General features: G+C 74.2%; 16 protein-coding genes. 13 read left to right on the top strand and 3 right to left on the bottom strand.

Annotated features, from left to right (window positions below):
* Positions 1 to 114 precede the first annotated feature (114 nt).
* Positions 115 to 741 carry a TetR/AcrR family transcriptional regulator gene (locus ACFWIS_RS27045; RefSeq protein ID WP_380457413.1) on the top strand — a complete coding sequence of 209 codons (627 nt, stop codon included), beginning with the start codon at positions 115 to 117 and terminating at the stop codon, positions 739 to 741.
* Between the two features lie 112 nt (positions 742 to 853).
* On the opposite strand, the gene ACFWIS_RS27040 is transcribed toward ACFWIS_RS27045, so the two are convergent.
* Positions 854 to 1507 carry a LysE family transporter gene (locus ACFWIS_RS27040; protein WP_380457416.1) on the bottom strand — a complete coding sequence of 218 codons (654 nt, stop codon included), beginning with the start codon at positions 1505 to 1507 and terminating at the stop codon, positions 854 to 856.
* Positions 1508 to 1713: 206 nt separating this feature from the next.
* Between ACFWIS_RS27040 and ACFWIS_RS27035 the strand changes: the two genes are divergently transcribed.
* The 8 genes from ACFWIS_RS27035 to ACFWIS_RS27000 all read left to right on the top strand — a co-directional run bounded on the left by ACFWIS_RS27035 (position 1714) and on the right by ACFWIS_RS27000 (position 10867).
* Entirely contained in the window at positions 1714 to 2343 is a 630-nt protein-coding gene (locus ACFWIS_RS27035) for a maleylpyruvate isomerase N-terminal domain-containing protein (protein ID WP_380457419.1), read from the top strand.
* 90 nt (positions 2344 to 2433) lie between these two features.
* On the top strand, positions 2434 to 2805 hold the full coding sequence (locus tag ACFWIS_RS27030; RefSeq protein WP_380457421.1) for a hypothetical protein: 372 nt from the start codon (positions 2434 to 2436) through the stop codon (positions 2803 to 2805).
* Between the two features lie 382 nt (positions 2806 to 3187).
* Positions 3188 to 3349, top strand: coding sequence for a hypothetical protein (locus tag ACFWIS_RS27025; RefSeq protein WP_380457423.1), 162 nt, complete (start codon positions 3188 to 3190; stop codon positions 3347 to 3349).
* An 81-nt stretch (positions 3350 to 3430) separates the two neighbouring features.
* On the top strand, positions 3431 to 5293 hold the full coding sequence (locus ACFWIS_RS27020) for a RiPP maturation radical SAM C-methyltransferase (RefSeq protein WP_380457425.1): 1863 nt from the start codon (positions 3431 to 3433) through the stop codon (positions 5291 to 5293).
* On the top strand, positions 5290 to 5865 hold the full coding sequence (locus ACFWIS_RS27015) for a DUF5825 family protein (RefSeq protein ID WP_380457427.1): 576 nt from the start codon (positions 5290 to 5292) through the stop codon (positions 5863 to 5865). Before ACFWIS_RS27020 ends, ACFWIS_RS27015 begins: the two co-directional genes overlap by 4 nt.
* Before the next feature lie 195 nt (positions 5866 to 6060).
* A complete protein-coding gene (locus ACFWIS_RS27010; protein ID WP_380457429.1) occupies positions 6061 to 6642 on the top strand; it encodes a GNAT family N-acetyltransferase in 582 nt (193 codons plus the stop codon).
* A gap of 186 nt (positions 6643 to 6828) precedes the next feature.
* Complete coding sequence (locus ACFWIS_RS27005; RefSeq protein ID WP_380457431.1) at positions 6829 to 8553, top strand: glycosyltransferase family 2 protein; 1725 nt, start codon at positions 6829 to 6831, stop codon at positions 8551 to 8553.
* A gap of 184 nt (positions 8554 to 8737) precedes the next feature.
* Positions 8738 to 10867, top strand: coding sequence for an acyltransferase family protein (locus ACFWIS_RS27000; RefSeq protein WP_380457434.1), 2130 nt, complete (start codon positions 8738 to 8740; stop codon positions 10865 to 10867).
* A gap of 125 nt (positions 10868 to 10992) precedes the next feature.
* Here ACFWIS_RS27000 and ACFWIS_RS26995 read toward each other — a convergent pair whose 3' ends face one another.
* Positions 10993 to 11646 carry a hypothetical protein gene (locus tag ACFWIS_RS26995; protein ID WP_380457436.1) on the bottom strand — a complete coding sequence of 218 codons (654 nt, stop codon included), beginning with the start codon at positions 11644 to 11646 and terminating at the stop codon, positions 10993 to 10995.
* Between the two features lie 128 nt (positions 11647 to 11774).
* Here ACFWIS_RS26995 and ACFWIS_RS26990 point away from each other — a divergent pair, with 128 nt between their 5' ends.
* Together ACFWIS_RS26990 and ACFWIS_RS26985 are read left to right on the top strand one after the other, a co-directional pair.
* Entirely contained in the window at positions 11775 to 12005 is a 231-nt protein-coding gene (locus tag ACFWIS_RS26990; protein WP_380457438.1) for a hypothetical protein, read from the top strand.
* 90 nt (positions 12006 to 12095) lie between these two features.
* A complete protein-coding gene (locus ACFWIS_RS26985) occupies positions 12096 to 12590 on the top strand; it encodes a hypothetical protein (protein ID WP_380457440.1) in 495 nt (164 codons plus the stop codon).
* A gap of 17 nt (positions 12591 to 12607) precedes the next feature.
* On the opposite strand, the gene ACFWIS_RS26980 is transcribed toward ACFWIS_RS26985, so the two are convergent.
* The gene (locus tag ACFWIS_RS26980) at positions 12608 to 13828 is read right to left on the bottom strand and encodes an IS110 family transposase (protein WP_380457442.1); all 1221 of its coding nucleotides are present in this window, start codon (positions 13826 to 13828) and stop codon (positions 12608 to 12610) included.
* A gap of 239 nt (positions 13829 to 14067) precedes the next feature.
* Between ACFWIS_RS26980 and ACFWIS_RS26975 the strand changes: the two genes are divergently transcribed.
* Both ACFWIS_RS26975 and ACFWIS_RS26970 read left to right on the top strand, forming a co-directional pair.
* Positions 14068 to 14673: a class I SAM-dependent methyltransferase gene (locus tag ACFWIS_RS26975; protein ID WP_380457444.1), complete on the top strand. Its 606-nt coding sequence runs from the start codon at positions 14068 to 14070 to the stop codon at positions 14671 to 14673.
* Positions 14674 to 14791: 118 nt separating this feature from the next.
* Positions 14792 to 15286: a nuclear transport factor 2 family protein gene (locus ACFWIS_RS26970; protein WP_380457446.1), complete on the top strand. Its 495-nt coding sequence runs from the start codon at positions 14792 to 14794 to the stop codon at positions 15284 to 15286.
* Positions 15287 to 15436: the final 150 nt, after the last annotated feature.

Genomic DNA, 15436 nt, shown 5'->3' with positions numbered 1-15436 from the left:
TCAGCATGGTGTCGGTGGGGGAGCCTGTCAACAGTCCGACCGGCCCCCCGCCCCGCCCCCGCCGCCGGACGGCCGACGGGAAAGCCTGTACGAGTTCTCTGCGAGGATGACGCCATGACCAGCACGCCCATCGCCGACCTCTGGCCGACCCTGCCCGGCGCCGACACCCGCCCCGAGGCGGCGTACCGGCTGCTCCAGGCGGCCGTCGAGTCGTTCGCGGAGCGCGGCTTCCACGCCACCACCACCCGGGACATCGCCACCGCGGCCGGGATGAGCCCCGCCGCGCTGTACATCCACTACCAGTCCAAGGCCGCCCTGCTCGCCGAGATCAGCCGGGCCGGGCACGCCGCCACCCTCACCCTGGTGCGGGAGGCGGCGGCCGGGGACGGCGGCCCGGCGGAGCGGATGCGGCGACTGGTCGAGCAGTTCACCGCTTGGCACGCCCGGGCCCGGACCGTCGGCCGGGTGGTCAACTACGAACTGCACGCCCTGCCCGAGGACGACTACGCACTGGTCGCCGCGCTGCGCCTGGACATCGAGCGCGAGGTCAGCACCCTGATCGAGGCGGGCGCGGCGGCCGGGGAGTTCCAGGTCTCCGAGGTGCGCACGGCGGCCCGCGCGGTCACCTCGCTGGGCATCGACGTCTCCCGCTGGTACACCGAGCGCTCCTCCGAGACCCCGGAGGAACTCGGCCGCCGCTACGGCGAGTTGGTGCTGCGGATGCTCGGCGCCAGGATCTGACCGAACCGAACCGAACCGAACCGAACCGAACCGAACCGACCCGACCGAACCGACCCGACCGAGCCGAACCGACCCGACCGACCCGACTCGCCACCGTCGGCTGCCGCCGAGGTCACCCCAGCAGCAGCCGCAGGGCGAGCCCGCCGACCAGGGCGGCCGAGCCGAGGGCGGTCCACAGCCGGCCGCGGGCACCGGTCAGGGAGCGGCCCAGCAGGGCGCCGCCGGAGGCGAGCAGCAGCTGCCAGCTCCCGGAGGCAACGAAGACGGCGAGGGTGAACACCGCCCGGGCGAGCGGGCCCGAGGCGCCGCCGGCCCGGCCGTCGCCGGTGTAGCCGCCGTCGCCGCCCAGGATCAGGGCGGCGAAGTAGAGCACGGTGAGCGGGTTGAGCAGGGTGATCCCCAGCAGGGTCAGGAAGGCGCGCACCGGGCCGGGCGGGGTCGGCGCCGTCAGGGTGCCCGGGGTGTCCGGGGAGCGTCGGGCGCGCAGGGCGGTGACGGCGGTGCGGACGGCCAGGGCGAACAGCACCACGGCCGAGGCGATCCGCAGCGGACCGGCCACCGGCGCCAGCAGCGGCGCGAGGCCGCCGCCACCGAGGGCCGCGAGCAGCGCGTACAGCCCGTCCGCGGTGGCCACGCCGAGGGCGGCGCAGGCCCCCGTGCGCAGTGAGCTCCGCGCGGTGAGCGCCACCAGGTAGGCCCCGACGGCCCCCACCGGGACGGCCACGCCGTACCCGGCGAGCAGCCCCGCGAGCAGCGCGGCCCTCATCCGCGGGAGCGGTCGCGCCTCCGGGTGCGGCCGGGCTGCTGCTGGACGGCGGCCGGGCGGGCGGCGGCGGTCAGGGGCAGCGGGCGGGCGGAGGCGTAGGTCATGGGCCGATGGTGGCGGCCGGGCCGCAGGGGTGCAAGGGGTTTCTTCCGGAGTGGAAGGTAGCGTGGGGGCGTTCCGGTGGACGGTGGTTCGAGGAGGAGACGATGGGCAGTCAGAACACCCGGGTCAACGAGCTGTTGGCCGAGGCCTGGTCGTCCTGGGCGGAACGCGGCGCGGCCCTGAGCGCGGCGGACTGGGACCGGCCCACCCGGCTGACCGAGTGGACGGTGCGGGACCTCTATGCCCACGTGGCGCCGGTGCCGGAGCAGTTCGCCGGGTTGCGCGCCATCGTGGTCGACGGCCCGGCCGGGCTGACCGGCGGGGCGGACATCCTGCGGACGTTCAACCAGCCGGGCGGGCTCGCCCACACCGCCGCCGGCCAGGTCGCCGAGCTGGCCAAGGAGGCCGCGAAGGCGACCGAACCGGCCGCGCTGATCGCCCGGTTCGGCACCGAGGGGCCGGCCGCCCTGGCCGGCATCGCGGACCTCGCGCCCGACACGGTGGTGACGCACCCGCTGCTCGGGCCCGTGACGGTGGGGGCGCTCGGCGAGGTCGCGCTGATGGAGGCGACCGTCCACCTGCTCGACCTGATCGCGGCGGTCGGCGGCCCGGCCCCGGCCGAGGGAGCGCTGCACTTCACCCGTGCGCTGCTGGCCGAGGCCACCGACCCGGTGACCTTCATCGAAGCGGCGGCGGGCCGCAGTTCGACGCCGGTGCTGCCGATCATCCGCTGAGCCGGACGGCGGCGCCAGCCGCGCGAGCACCGTACGCGCTGGTCGGCCGTATGATCTGGTCCGGAAGAACGGCAGGCTGGGGGGACGTCGATGAGCTCGTTGTGGGACCTGTGGTGGCTGGCGCCCGCCGTCCTGTACGGGGGCGGGAACATCGTCAACCGGGTGCGCCGGGACATCAAGGACCGCCACGAGCGCAAGCTCGAACTGCTCGACGCCCAGCACCAGCGGCGCCTCGCCCTGGAGGAAGCCCACCGGCCGCCCGAGCCGGTCTGCGGCTGCACCCACCACCTGGCCAAGCACGACCGGCAGGGCCGCTGCCACGAGGTGGTCGAGACGCCCACCGCCTGGGACGCCGACCGCCGCCCGGTGAGCTTCGAGCCCGGGCAGTGCAACTGCCAGCAGTACGTGGGGCCGGAGCCGCTGGGCACGGTGTTCGCGCCGGAGCTGACCGACCGGCCGTAGGGCGGGTCCGACACTTCCCTCCGGGCGCGCGACGCGGACTGTCAGACACGCCCTGAGCGGCTCCCCGGCCCGCGGGGAGCCGCCGGCGAACCGCTTTGCCGGATCACCGGATCACCGGATCAGCTGAGCGCGAGGGCGCTCAGCCGGTCGTCGCCGGCGAGCTCGGCGCCAGGGCCGGGGATCGCCTCATCGGCGCCGCGACGGCACCCGTCCTCGAGGCCGCCCGGGCGAGACCCGTGCAGAACCGTGCTGTACGCGCATCGGTCGTCCCCCTGCGCGGCTATTCACCAGTAACCATTTGCCGATTACAGTGACTTGGCGTGCGAGCCCGGAAGCGAGTGAACGTCCGGGTCGTCGCGCGCCACTGCCCGTAGGAGAGGAGGTGACCACGATGCAGATCACCAAGACCGTGATGAGCAGCGGGGCTTCGAACTCGACTCCGCGGATCGACGCGCCGCCGGCGTACCGGATCGACGCCCCGCCGGCCTACCGGATCGATGCTCCGCCGTCCCGGGTCGATTCGTCCGCCGACCGGGAGAACTGAGCCGAAGCCAGGACAGACTGTTCGACGGTCGGGGCCCCACCCACTGCGGGGTCCCGACCTGACCCGACGCGGGAGCGGAGTGTGAGGCTGAGCCTGGTGTCGATGCCGTGGCAGCTGCTGGAGCTGCCCTCGCTGGCGATCGGCATCCTGCGCCGCCGCGTGGCACTGACCCGGCCGGAAGCCGAGGTCTCCGAGGTGCACGCGGCGATGGACTGGGCCGCGTTCCTGCTCGCCGAGAGCGGTGGGGACCTCACCCCGCACGACTACACCCACGTCGCGGAGACCGGCCTGCACCACGGGCTGGGGGACTGGGTGTTCGCCGGGGTGCTCTACGACGACGACCACTGGCGCGAGTTCGAGCTCGACCACTACGCCAAGGCCAGTGGCGTCGACATCGAGGTGGTGCGCAGGATGCGCCCCTTCGCGCGCCCCTTCGTCGAGCAGGTCGTCGACGAGATCCTGAGCGCGGACCCGGACGTCGTGGGGTTCACCACCACGTTCATGCAGAACGTGCCGAGCCTCGCGGTCGCCCGGCTGCTCAAGCGGCGGCGACCCGACGTGCGGACCGTCATGGGCGGAGCGAACTGCGACGGACCGATGGGCGCGGCACTGCACCGCAACCACCGCTTCGTCGACTTCGCCGTCCGGGGCGAGGGCGAACTGGCCTTCCCGGCGCTGCTGGGCCAGGTCGCCGCGGCCACCCGGCCGCTCGACGTTCCAGGGTTGTGCTGGTGGGACGGCGACCGGCCGGTGGCGAACCCCGAGAGCGCCGCGCAGGTCCCGCCCGGCCTGATCCCCGCCCCCGACTACACCGACTGGCAGCGCGCCCTGGAGGCATCGCCGACGCGCACCTTCGTGGAGCCCAAGCTCGCAGTCGAGGGAGCGCGCGGCTGCTGGTGGGGGGAGAAGCACCACTGCACCTTCTGCGGGCTCAACGGCTCGGCCATCGCCTTCCGCAGCAAGGACGCCGACGCCGTGTGGCAGGAGGTGTCCGACCTGGTCGAGCGCCACCGCATCCTGGACCTGGTGATGGTGGACAACATCATGGACATGGGCTACTTCGGTGACCTGCTGCCGCGGATGGCCGCCAGTGGCTGGGACCTGCGCGTGCACTACGAGGTCAAGTCCAATCTCCGCCCCGACCAGCTCGACCTGCTCGCGGCAGCCGGGGTGGTGCACATCCAGCCGGGCATCGAGAGCCTCAACGCCCGGGTGCTCGACCTCATGGACAAGGGTGTCGGCGGTGCCCGGAACGTGCGCCTGCTACGCGACTGCCACGAGCGCGGCCTGACGGTGAGTTGGAACTACCTCTACGGCTTCCCCGGGGAGCGCGACGCGGACTACCGGGCCGTGATCGACCAGATGCCCGCGCTGGTGCACCTCCAGCCGCCGGGCGGCACGATACGCATAGCGCTGGAACGATTCAGCCCGAATTTCGAACGCCCGGAGCTGGGGTTCGCCGAGCGGACCCCGTCCCGCGTGTACGACCACATCTACGATCTGCCTCCGGAGGAACTGGCGGACCTGGTCTACCTGTTCGACACACCGCCGCAGGGGATCCGGGGCGAGGCCGAGGCACGGCTCCACCGAGCGGTCGAGGCGTGGCAGGCCGCGCACGCCGCCTCGTCCCTGGTGGTGGTGGCCGACGCCGACGGCGAGCTGCGGATCGCCGACCGCAGGCACGGCTGGTCGGCGCGCGACCACCTACTGCGCGGTCTGGACGCTGCCGTGTACCGGCTCACCGAGCGGGTCCGTACCCCGCGGTCCGTGCACCGGGCGCTCGCCGAGCGGGGATGGCGGGCGTCGGAGGAGGAGGTGGCCGCGGCGCTGGTGCGCCTGGCGGGACTCGGGCTCGTCTATCGCGACGGGGAGGACGCCGTGGCACTGGCGGTGCGGGACCTCCCGGCGCGCGTCGTCCCGGAGTCGTGGGAGGGAAACGCGTGACGGCGGTGTTCGGTGACCGGGCGGCAGAGCTGTTGCGGAGACACGACCCCGGCCACGGCGCCACGGTGGAGCGCGGTGCCATCCTCGTGCACGACGAGGTCGACCTCGGTGGGGACCCAGGTGCCACCCTGGCGTTCCTGGCGTTCCTGCGGGTCTGCCTGGAGGAGGGCGTGGCGGTCCGGTGGACGGCCACCGGCGGCAGCGAGCTCGATACCGCGCCGCTGCGCCACCTCTGGCCGCCGAGCAGGATCGCCGGGCTCACGGCCGACCGCCGGCGAGCCTGGGAGGAGGCGTTCCGGTACGGGCTGTGCTACTTCAGGCGGGGGCCGGGGTTCATCACGGTCAAGGACGCCCGGGCGGAGCGTGACGTCCATCTGATGCTCGACCACCCGGATTTGATCGCCACGTTCCTGGCCGGACGCACGCCGCTGCCGGTCGATCTCCTCACCGAGACGCAGCGGGAGGCGGCCGGTCTGCTGTCGGCGGAGGACCTGATGTACGGCCTCGGTGACTCGCTACTGACCCTGCCCACGCACATGCGCCGCTGGCCCGTTCCGTTCAGCGCGGTGTGAGCGGGCCTGTCGCGGCGGCGGTTCGCGCTGGGCCCTGCAGTGGTGCGGCTGATCGGTGAGGGCCACCTGGTCGGCTTCCGGCCTCGACCGGCCGCGCTCCGGGCCGGATCGATCGGCCCGCCGTGTGCTGTGGCAGCATGCCCCGGAAGTCGACGTCTTCCGACGTCCGCCGAGGTCTGCCGAGGAGGAACCACCATGTCCGAGACCACCACCGGGCCCGCCACCGGGCCCGCTGCCGAGCCCAGCGGGGAGCCCGACTTCCGCACCGCGACCCTCGCCGACGTCCCGGCCCTGGTCGCGCTGGTCGAGTCCGCCTACCGGGGCGAGACCAGCAAGGCCGGCTGGACCAGCGAGGCGGACCTGCTGGGCGGGCAGCGGACCGACGCCGAGGCCGTGGCGGAGGCCGTCGGTCACGCCGACGGCCTGGTGCTGCTGGCCGAGCGGGACGGCGAACTGCTCGCCTGCTGCCAGCTGGAACGGCGCGGCGACCGCGCCTACTTCGGGATGTTCTCGGTCCGGCCGGGCCTGCAGGGCGGCGGGATCGGCCGGGCGGTGCTGGCCCGGGCGGAGCGGCTGGCGGGCGAGGAGTGGGGCGTCGGCGTGATGGAGATGACGGTGATCGAGCAGCGCTCGGAGCTGATCGCCTGGTACGAGCGGCGTGGCTTCCGCCGGACCGGCGAGTACAGCCCCTTCCCGTACGGGGACGAGCGGTTCGGCATCCCGCGCCGGCCGGATCTCCGTTTCGAGCGGCTGATCAAGGAGCTGAAGGCGGTCTGAGGGAGGTGCCTGGAGGGCCGGTGAACTGATCGTTTGACGGTCCGGCGTCAGTCTGACGCGACCTCAAGTCGCTGAGCTGGGGCGATGCGGAGATGTCATACCTCGTTCATGATTGGTCCAGACCAATGTGAGAGGCTGTGGTCGAACGGCAAAGTTCCGTCCGATGCCCAGGGGGGCCTTCTCCGCATGCCCGTACTCCATGGCACCGCCATGCCCGCACCCGCCACCGGTCCGCGCCGGATACCCGCGGACCCCGACCTCCGACTCCCCAGCCCGCCCGACGACCAGGAGCTCTACTGGTACTTCGGCCCGCAGCGCCGCTGGGTGCTGCTCTGCGCCACCCTCTCCTACGCGGGAGCCACCGCCACTCTCGGCCTGTTCGCGCTGAGCAAGCCGCTGCTCTGGCCGTTCCTGGTGCTCACCGTGCTCAACGCCGTCACCTGGCTGCTCTCGCTCACCGACGGCCAGCGCGCCCGCCGCTTCACCCGTGACTCGCACGACCTGCTGCTGCGCGCCTGGAACCCCGCCCGCCACCCGAGCGTGGACCTGCTGCTGCCCACCGCCGGCGAACCACTGGCCGTCCTGGACAACGCCTACCGGCACACCGCCGCCGTCCAGTGGCCCGGCGAGCTCACCGTCCTGGTCCTCGACGACGCCGACCGCCCCGAGGTGCGCGAACTCGCCCGCTCCTACGGCTTCCAGTACCGCGCCCGCCCCGACCGCGGCCGGTTCAAGAAGGCCGGCAACCTCAACCACGGCCTGGCCGAGGGCGACGGCGAGATCGTCGCCGTGCTCGACGCCGACTTCTGCCCCCGCCCCGACTTCCTGCACCACCTGGTGCCCTACCTCGACAACCCCGGGGTCGGCATCGTGCAGAGCCCGCAGTGCTTCGACACCGACGCCGACATGTCCTGGCTCGAACGCGCCGCGGGAGCGACCCAGGAGATCTTCTACCGCTGGATCCAGCCCTCCCGGGACGCCCAGGACGGCACCGTCTGCTGCGGCACCAACGCGCTCTACCGACGCGCCGCCCTGCAACGGATCGGCGGCTTCGCCGAGATCGACCACAGCGAGGACCTCTACACCGGCCTCGCCCTCGCCCGCGCCGGCTGGAGCACCCGCTACGTCCCCGCGCTGGTCGCCAAGGGCATGTCGCCCACCGGCCTGCCCGCCTTCATCAGCCAGCAGTACCGCTGGTGCCTCGGCTCCCTGGCCCTCGTCCGTGACCCGGACTTCCGCCGGGGACCGCTCCCGCGGTCGGCCCGGCTCTGCTTCTGGAACGGCATCCTCGGCTACCTCACCAGCGCGGTGAACGTGTTCGCCGTGCCGCTGCCCGCGCTGATCATGCTGTTCTTCGCCCCCGAGCAGATCCAGCCCTGGCAGGTGCTGCCCTTCCTGCCGCCGATCTGGGTCGCCCTCGTCCTGCTGCCCGCGATGTCCCGCACCCGCTGGCGCTTCGAGGTCACCCGGGTCCAACTCCTGGGCGGGCTCTGCCACGTGATCGCCATCGCCCACGCGCTGCGCCGCCGCTCCGCCGACTGGGTGCCCACCGGCGCCGTCTCCGGCGGGACGTCCCTGGCCCGAAGCGTCGCCCGGCTCGGGGTCGGCTGGCTCGGCTTCGTCGTCCTGGCCGGCGGGGTGGGACTGGTGCGCGCCGCGCTGGAGTACGGCTGGCGGCCCTTCTGGGCGCTCACCGCGCTGCTCGGGCTCACCGCGTACAGCATGATCCCGCTGATCAGGGCCCTGTGGCCGCTGCTCGGCGGGGCCGGTGGCAAGGGCGGCGAGGTCGCCGCGCCGGTGCGGCGCCGCTCCGACCTCGGCTTCGGGCAGGCGGAGGCCGTCGCCCTCACCGCCGTGCTGCTGCTGTGCGGGGTGCTCGCCTCCGGCTGGGCCGATCCGCTGATCTTCTGAAGCCCGACCTTCCGGAACGGGCCCCTGGCACCGGCCTTCCAAGAGCCGGCACTCCAGAACCCGACCCACTGTCCAACGCTGCGTTTCCTTGCGCGTCGCCCCACCGGCGCGGACCCCGCCGCCCGGCCGCCCCATCGGCCCGGCCGGCCCGACCACCGCTGCCAGCCCAGCAAGGAGCACCGCCGTGTCAACGGCCGTACCACCGACGTCTTCCACGTCCCCTTCCGCCGAACTGCTGCCCGGAGCCGTCCGGTTGGACCGGCAGGCCGTCGCCGCCGGAACCGACCGGACCTCCGCCTCCGGCACCGCCGAGGTGGCGCCGACCGGCGAACCCCGCCGGCGCACCGCCTTCCGCCCCGACATCGAGGGGCTTCGCGGCATCGCCGTGCTCTCCGTACTCGCCTTCCACGCCGCCGTCCCCGGCCCCGCCGGCGGCTTCGTCGGGGTCGACGTCTTCTTCGTCATCTCCGGCTTCCTGATCACCGGGTTGCTCACCGGCCGCCCGATCGGCCTGTGGGACTTCGCCGCCCGCCGGGCCCGGCGCATCCTGCCCGCCGCCGCCACCGTGCTGGTCGCCACCGCGGCCGCCGGCGGCGCCCTGCTCGACCCGCTGCGCGGCACCGACCTCGCCCGCGACCTCATCGCCGCCGCCGGCCAGTTCGCCAACTGGCGCTTCGTCGGCCAACAGACCGACTACCTGGCCGCCGAACGCGACCCCAGCCCGCTCCAGCACTTCTGGTCCCTCGGCGTGGAGAACCAGTTCTACCTGCTCTGGGGCGTCCTGCTGCTCGGCCTCGCCCGCTACCTGCACGGCCGCCGCCGCACCCTGGCGATCACCCTCGCCACCCTCGCCATCGGCGGCACCTCCCTGGCCCTCTGCCTGCGCTGGACGGCCACCTCCGCGCCGCTCGCCTACTTCTCCACCGGCAGCCGGCTCTGGGAGTTCGCGGCCGGCGCCTGCGCCGCCCTGCTCGGCAGCGCCCTCGCCGCCCGCACCCCCGGGCGCGCCCTGACCGGGGCGCTGCGCCTGCTCGGCTGGGCGGGCCTGGCGGCCGTCCTCGCGGCGGTCCTGCTGTTCGACCGCAACACGCCCTTCCCCGGCGCGGCCGCCCTGCTGCCCGTCCTCGGCACCGCCGCCCTGCTGCTCGCCGCCCCCGCCGACCGCGCGGTCCGCGGACTGCTCGCCACCCGCCCGCTGCGCGCCGCCGGCCGCCTCTCGTACGCCTGGTACCTGTGGCACTGGCCGGTGCTCACCATCGCCCAGGCCCGGTACGGCCAGCTGCCCTGGACGGTGCTGCTCGCCCTGACCGCCGCCAGCGCCCTGCCCGCCTGGCTCACCCTGCGCCTGGTCGAGCAGCCGCTGCGGTACGGCAGCAGCCCGGCGCCCCGGCGCGGCCTCGCCGTCGGCGCCAGCGCCCTGGTCATCCCGCTGATCGCCGCCCTCACCCTGGGCGGCGGCACCGTCCGCGCGCTCGGCGGCACCGCGGACACCCCGGCCGCCGCACCCGCCGGAGCCGTGGACGGACCCGCCCTGCTCGCCCCCGGCACCCGGGTGCTCGGCCTCACCCCCTCGCTCGCCCGCGCCCGGGAGGACTTCCCGCCCGGCAAGGGCTGCGAGATCCCGCTCAACGCCGACGCCAGCCCGCGCTGCCTGTTCGGCAACCAGGACAGTCCCGACCGGATCGTGCTGCTCGGCGACTCGCACGCCGGACAGTGGATCTCCGCCGGGCTCGAACTGGCCGAACAGCGGCACTGGGCGCTGGAGGTGCTGGTCAAGCCGGGCTGCCCGCTGGCCACCCTGACCGTGCGCAACGACGTCCTCGGCCGCACCTACGACGAATGCGACCGCTGGCGCGAGAACACCCTCACCCGGCTCACCTCCGGGCCCAAGCCCCGGTTGGTCCTGATGGCGGGACTCAACCGCTACGGCAGCCAGGAGGAGCGCACCGCCGGCTGGACCCGCACCCTGGACCGGCTGACCGCGATCGGCGCCCCGCTCGCCTACCTCGGCGACACCCCGATGCCGGGCAAGGACATCCCCACCTGCCTGGCCGCCTCCGACGGCCGCTCCGACGCCTGCTTCTTCCCCCGTGAGACCGCCTTCGAGCCCGACCCGCTGCTCGACGGTGGCCTCGCGGCCCGCTACGGCGTCCGGACCCTCGACCTCGGGCCGGTGCTCTGCCCGGGCAGCGGGCCGGACTGCCCGGCCGTCCTGGAGGGCGTGGTGCTCTACCGGGACACCGGGCACATCACGGACACCCTGGCCCGGGTGCTGGCGCCCCGGCTGGACAAGGGGCTGCTGGGAACGTCGTGAGGCCGGTGCGGGGCCGGTGCGGGGCCGGTGCGACGCCGGTGCGTGGGGGGGTGCTGGTTCCGCCGTGGGGCCGGTGCGGGGCCGGTGCGGGGCCGCTCCCGGCGCGCGGCGGCCCCTGGCGCGGGTCAGCCGTACACGCCGCGGCAGATCCGGGCCTGCTCCGAACCGGCCGGCCAGCGGCCGACCCGCTCGGCCTGGTCGCAGATCGTGCCCGGGCCGAGCGACGGGATCCCCGGCGCGCCCGGGCCCGCGCTCGGGGTCGGGTGTCCGCTCGCACCCGGGTGCGATCCGCGACCAGGCCTGGGGTGCGCCCCGGTCGAGGCGTGCTGGGCTTCGGCCTGCTCCGCCCCGCCGGAGGTCGCCGCTCCGGAGGCCGCCCCGCCGGAGGCCGCGGCCGGAGTACCGCCGACCGGCAGGGTGCCCCACGGCGCGGGCGACGGTCCCGGGGAGGGCGAGGGCGTGCCGCCCGGCGGGACGACCGGCAGCAGGTCCGAGGGGGACGCCGTCGGTGAGGCCCCCGGCACCGCCACCACCCGGAGGTCATCGCCCGAACCCGGCCCGCACATCACCAGCACCGCGGCCAGCAGCACCAGCGTCCCGCCCGCCGTCGCCGCCCAGACCTTCCGCGAACGGCGCGGCGGTCCCTGGTCCGGCCCCTGGCCCGGCCCCGCCGGCGGCCCCGGCGGAGGCGGCCCGGCCTGCGCCGGAACGGGGACCGGAGGGGGCTGCCAGGCGTTCGACGGCCATTGCCACTGCTCTCCGGTGGGCTGCCCAGTCATGTGATCGTCCTTCCAGCGCCGCCCCCGCCGTACCTTTCCGTGCTCAACGAGCGCGCCGACGCCGGGACATGACCCGGAAGAGGGGTCTGAGCGGGCGCTGATTGCCGTCGCGCCACATGCTGGGGGTCATGGATACCACCAGCACGTCCGCACACCCGGTCGAGATCGCCGAGTTCCGGACCGACAGCCGCTACCGCCTCGTCCACTTCGAGGGCCACGGCTGGGAGCCGCTCGCCCCGGAGGAGTTCGAACCCCGCATCCAGCAGCTCTTCCCCGGCCTCGACCCGCGCGACCCCGCCAAGGTGCACTGGGCGGACCGCCCCTGGGAATGGCCGGCCTGGCACCCCGGCGAGGCTTGAACCCCGCCCTTCGGATCCCGACGCAGCCCGAATGCTGAGACGGGCCCGCGGTCACCGATCGCCGGGCCCGCCGTTCGCTACGCTTTCCGGGTGAGCGTGGATCACTTCTGGCGTCGCCTGCCGGGTCAGGCCGTGGACGCCTGTTCAGCCGAGGAACTCGGCGAACTGGTGCCCCGGAGCCGCGACGTCGACTACGACCGGCTGGTCGAAGCCGGACTCGCCCTCGGCGTGCGGCAGACCGCCGTCCTGATGGAACTCGCGCTCACCGAGAACGGCCTGCACCCCGACCCGGCCGCCCGGCTGCCCGTCTACGCAGGCGCCCACCGCGAGAGCGGAGACGAGATGCTGGTGCTGCGCCCCGAACAGGTCGCCGCCGCCTTCACCTTCCTGCGGGACTCCGCGCTCGGCGAACTCGTCCGCCAGCAGCACACGGTGCTCGCCCGCAGGGTCGCCCAACTCGACTCCGCGGCGCCCTGGTCGGAGTCCTGGGCCAGCCGGGTCGTCAACGACCTGCGAGACCTGCGGGACTTCTTCGCGGGCGCGGCCGCCGCCGGTGACGCGGTGGTCGTCCGGGAGGCGGCGTGAGTTTCCTGAGTCAACCCCTATGCCGCCAGGGCCGGCTCGGAAGCCGTTTCGGTCTTGCTGTTGGCCTGGTGGGTGACGGGGTCGTAGCAGGTGCCATCGCGTCGGCAGGCCCAGGTCACCCGCAGCCAAGCCCGGGCGAGAATGCGAACGGCATGCGGGTGTCGCTTCTTGCGGGCCCGGGCGTCGTTGTAGATCTTCGCGGCCCAGTCGCTGCCGTGCCGGCTGTTGTCGGCGAACGTCGTGATCGCGATGCGTGCCCGGCGGTTGGTGGCGACGCGGAAGGTCACGGCGCGGGACTTGCCGGAGGCCCGGGTGACCGGGACGACGCCGGCCTCGGCGATGAACTGCTCGCAGGACTCGGCACGTTCGAGGATCGGCCCGAGTTCGCCGATGATCTGCCCGAGGTTGATCTTGCCGATGCGGGGCATGGCGGCCAGCAGCGGCGCGTAGGGATGCGTCTCGACAGCGTCGGCGATCGCCCGGTCGAGCTCGCGGATCGTGGCGCGTATGCCCCGCACGAGCTGGACCTGGACGCGGACAAGGGTCGCCACGGTGGCCTCGCCGAGGCGGGTGGCGGCGGTCGGGGCGGAGCGCATGCGCTCGATCAGGTCCTTGCCGGAGCGGCGGCCCGAGTAGCCGCGCCGCTTGCACCACGCCTCCAGCTTCGCCGGGGTGAGCTTGGCGGCGGCCTGCGGGGTCGGGTAGCGGTCGAGGAACTCCAGCGCGATGTCGCTGTCGCGTTCGGCGAAGACGGCCTTGCCGCCCGGCCACAGCTGATCGAGCTGGGCGTCGAGTTGGTTGACGGCGGCGACCTTCGCCTCGATGTGGTCGGCACGCTGGCGGGTGAGGGCCTGCAGTTCCAGGGTCCTGGGATCGGTCGGGACCAGGCGCCGCAGCTGGTGGCCGTCGGTGCGCAGGTAGTCCGCGAGTTTGTGGCTGTCGCCGGCGTCCGTCTTGGCCTTGGAGGCGCCCCAGCGCGGGCGCATCGCGTGGAAGGCGTTCGGGTGCACCGGCACCACCGGGTGGCCGGCGGCCAGCAGCCGGTCCACCACCAGGCCGCGAGTGGTCTCGATCGCCACCGGCAGATCGGCCGGATCGCCGTGCCGGCGAAGGCGCGCCAGCGTCGCCTCGATGCCCTGCTCGGTGTGTGCCAGTTCCCAACGGTCCACGCGGGTACCGGAGTTGTCCATGACGGTGACGTCGTGGGTCTCGGTCGCCCAGTCCCATCCGATGAACACGAAGGTCGTACTCCTGTGACGTCGACGGAGCACCTGCCCGGTGGTGAGGTCGTCTGCCGGGAGCTCATTAATCGGCCCTCCGCGGGGCGTGTCCCTGATGCCGATCAGACGGCCTCGGCCCGGCGGGGCTGGCATAACTCACGCTGGCCGTCGAACGGCTCGCGCCCTTGGCCATGCACCCACCGGGACCGAGAGGTCACAGCCCTACCCAAGAGGGCTGCAGAAGGGATGGTCCTCTAATGAGCGCCCCGGCGGGCACGGCCGGGTACGGCGAGGCAGCGGCACAACTCGCCGTCCAGTACGAGAGCGTGGACTTCACCGAGGTCCACCGCGCACTGCTGCACCTCTACCCGGCCCCGCCCGCCGCCGTCCTGGACATCGGCGCCGGCACCGGCCGCGACGCGGCCGCCCTCGCGGCGCTCGGCCACCGGGTGGTGGCGGCCGAGCCGACACCCCAACTGCGCGCCCTCGGCGAAGGGCTGCATGCCGACTCCGGCGTACGGTGGGTCGCCGACGCGCTGCCCGCCCTGCCCGGCCTGAGCGCGGAGGGCGAACGCTTCGACCTCGTCCTGATCACCGCGGTGTGGATGCACCTCGCCCCCGCCGAGCGCCCGCCCGCGATGGCCGCCGTGGCCCGGCTGCTGGCCCCCGGCGGTCGGCTCGCCCTCACCCTGCGGCACGGGCCGGTCCCGCCCGGTCGCCGGATGTTCGACCTCCCGGCCGAGCCCACCGTCACCCTGGCCGAGACCCACGGCCTGCGGCTGCTCCACCGCGGCGAACGCCCCGACCTGCACGGACGCCAGGACGTGAGCTGGACCGAACTGGTCCTGGAACGCCCGCGGTAGGGCCGGTCCGACCGCTTTGACAGCACCGCCGGGCAGAGGGACGATCCGGATCACGAGCCCGTCGGGCCGCCCGTCCGCGGTCGTCGGCGGTCGTCGGCGTCCGCCGGGGAGGGCTCGGATGACTGCACGAGGGGGAGTGGTGTCGATGGCGAACGGTGCGCCAGGGGAGCCGGCGGTCGGACACCGGGCGATCGGGAACCTGATCGCGCGCTACGCCGAGCTGGTGGACGACGGCGACTTCGCTGGGCTGGGCGAGCTGCTCGCCGACGCCGTCTTCACCGGAAGCGGCGGGCCGGTGCGCGGGCGCGAGGCGATCGAGCGGATGTTCCGGGACGCGGTGATCGTCTACGCGGACGGCACGCCGCGCACCCAGCACGTGGTCAGCAACCTCGCCGTCGAGGTGGACGAGCAGGCGGGGACGGCGGCCGCGCGCTCGTACGTCACCGTGCTGCAGGCCCTGCCCGAGCTGCCGCTGCAGCCCATCGCCGCCGGGCGCTACCAGGACCGCTTCGAACGCGTCGACGGCCGTTGGCGGTTCGCCGAACGGCGGGTCAGGATCACCCTGGTCGGCGATGTGAGCCGCCATCTGCACCAGGCCGCCGCCCAGCGGTAGCCGGTAGCCGGTAGCCGGTAGCCGGTAGCCGGTAGCCGCCCGCCGGTAGCCGGTAGCCGGTAGCCGGTCGCCGCTTGTCGCCCGCCGGTCGCGGGGGCCGGAGGGGGGGGGCGCCCAGCGGGGGCGCGCCCCACCGCGCGACCGAGAAGG

It is taken from the genome of Kitasatospora sp. NPDC127060 (assembly GCF_042724935.1).
Lineage (GTDB): Bacteria > Actinomycetota > Actinomycetes > Streptomycetales > Streptomycetaceae > Kitasatospora.
The sequence above is the reverse complement of the archived record's forward strand: the minus strand, read 5'-3'. Positions and strand labels throughout refer to the sequence as shown.

Bases quoted from the DNA above. Each gene is read 5' to 3' on its own strand.
- ACFWIS_RS27005 (WP_380457431.1), top strand. From the start codon at position 6,829: ATGCCCGTACTCCATGGCACCGCCATGCCCGCACCCGCCACCGGTCCG.
- ACFWIS_RS26975 (WP_380457444.1), top strand. From the start codon at position 14,068: ATGAGCGCCCCGGCGGGCACGGCCGGGTACGGCGAGGCAGCGGCACAA.
- ACFWIS_RS26970 (WP_380457446.1), top strand. From the start codon at position 14,792: ATGACTGCACGAGGGGGAGTGGTGTCGATGGCGAACGGTGCGCCAGGG.
- ACFWIS_RS27010 (WP_380457429.1), top strand. From the start codon at position 6,061: ATGTCCGAGACCACCACCGGGCCCGCCACCGGGCCCGCTGCCGAGCCC.
- ACFWIS_RS26990 (WP_380457438.1), top strand. From the start codon at position 11,775: ATGGATACCACCAGCACGTCCGCACACCCGGTCGAGATCGCCGAGTTC.
- ACFWIS_RS27030 (WP_380457421.1), top strand. From the start codon at position 2,434: ATGAGCTCGTTGTGGGACCTGTGGTGGCTGGCGCCCGCCGTCCTGTAC.
- ACFWIS_RS27035 (WP_380457419.1), top strand. From the start codon at position 1,714: ATGGGCAGTCAGAACACCCGGGTCAACGAGCTGTTGGCCGAGGCCTGG.
- ACFWIS_RS27040 (WP_380457416.1), bottom strand. From the start codon at position 1,507: ATGAGGGCCGCGCTGCTCGCGGGGCTGCTCGCCGGGTACGGCGTGGCC.
- ACFWIS_RS27045 (WP_380457413.1), top strand. From the start codon at position 115: ATGACCAGCACGCCCATCGCCGACCTCTGGCCGACCCTGCCCGGCGCC.
- ACFWIS_RS26995 (WP_380457436.1), bottom strand. From the start codon at position 11,646: ATGACTGGGCAGCCCACCGGAGAGCAGTGGCAATGGCCGTCGAACGCC.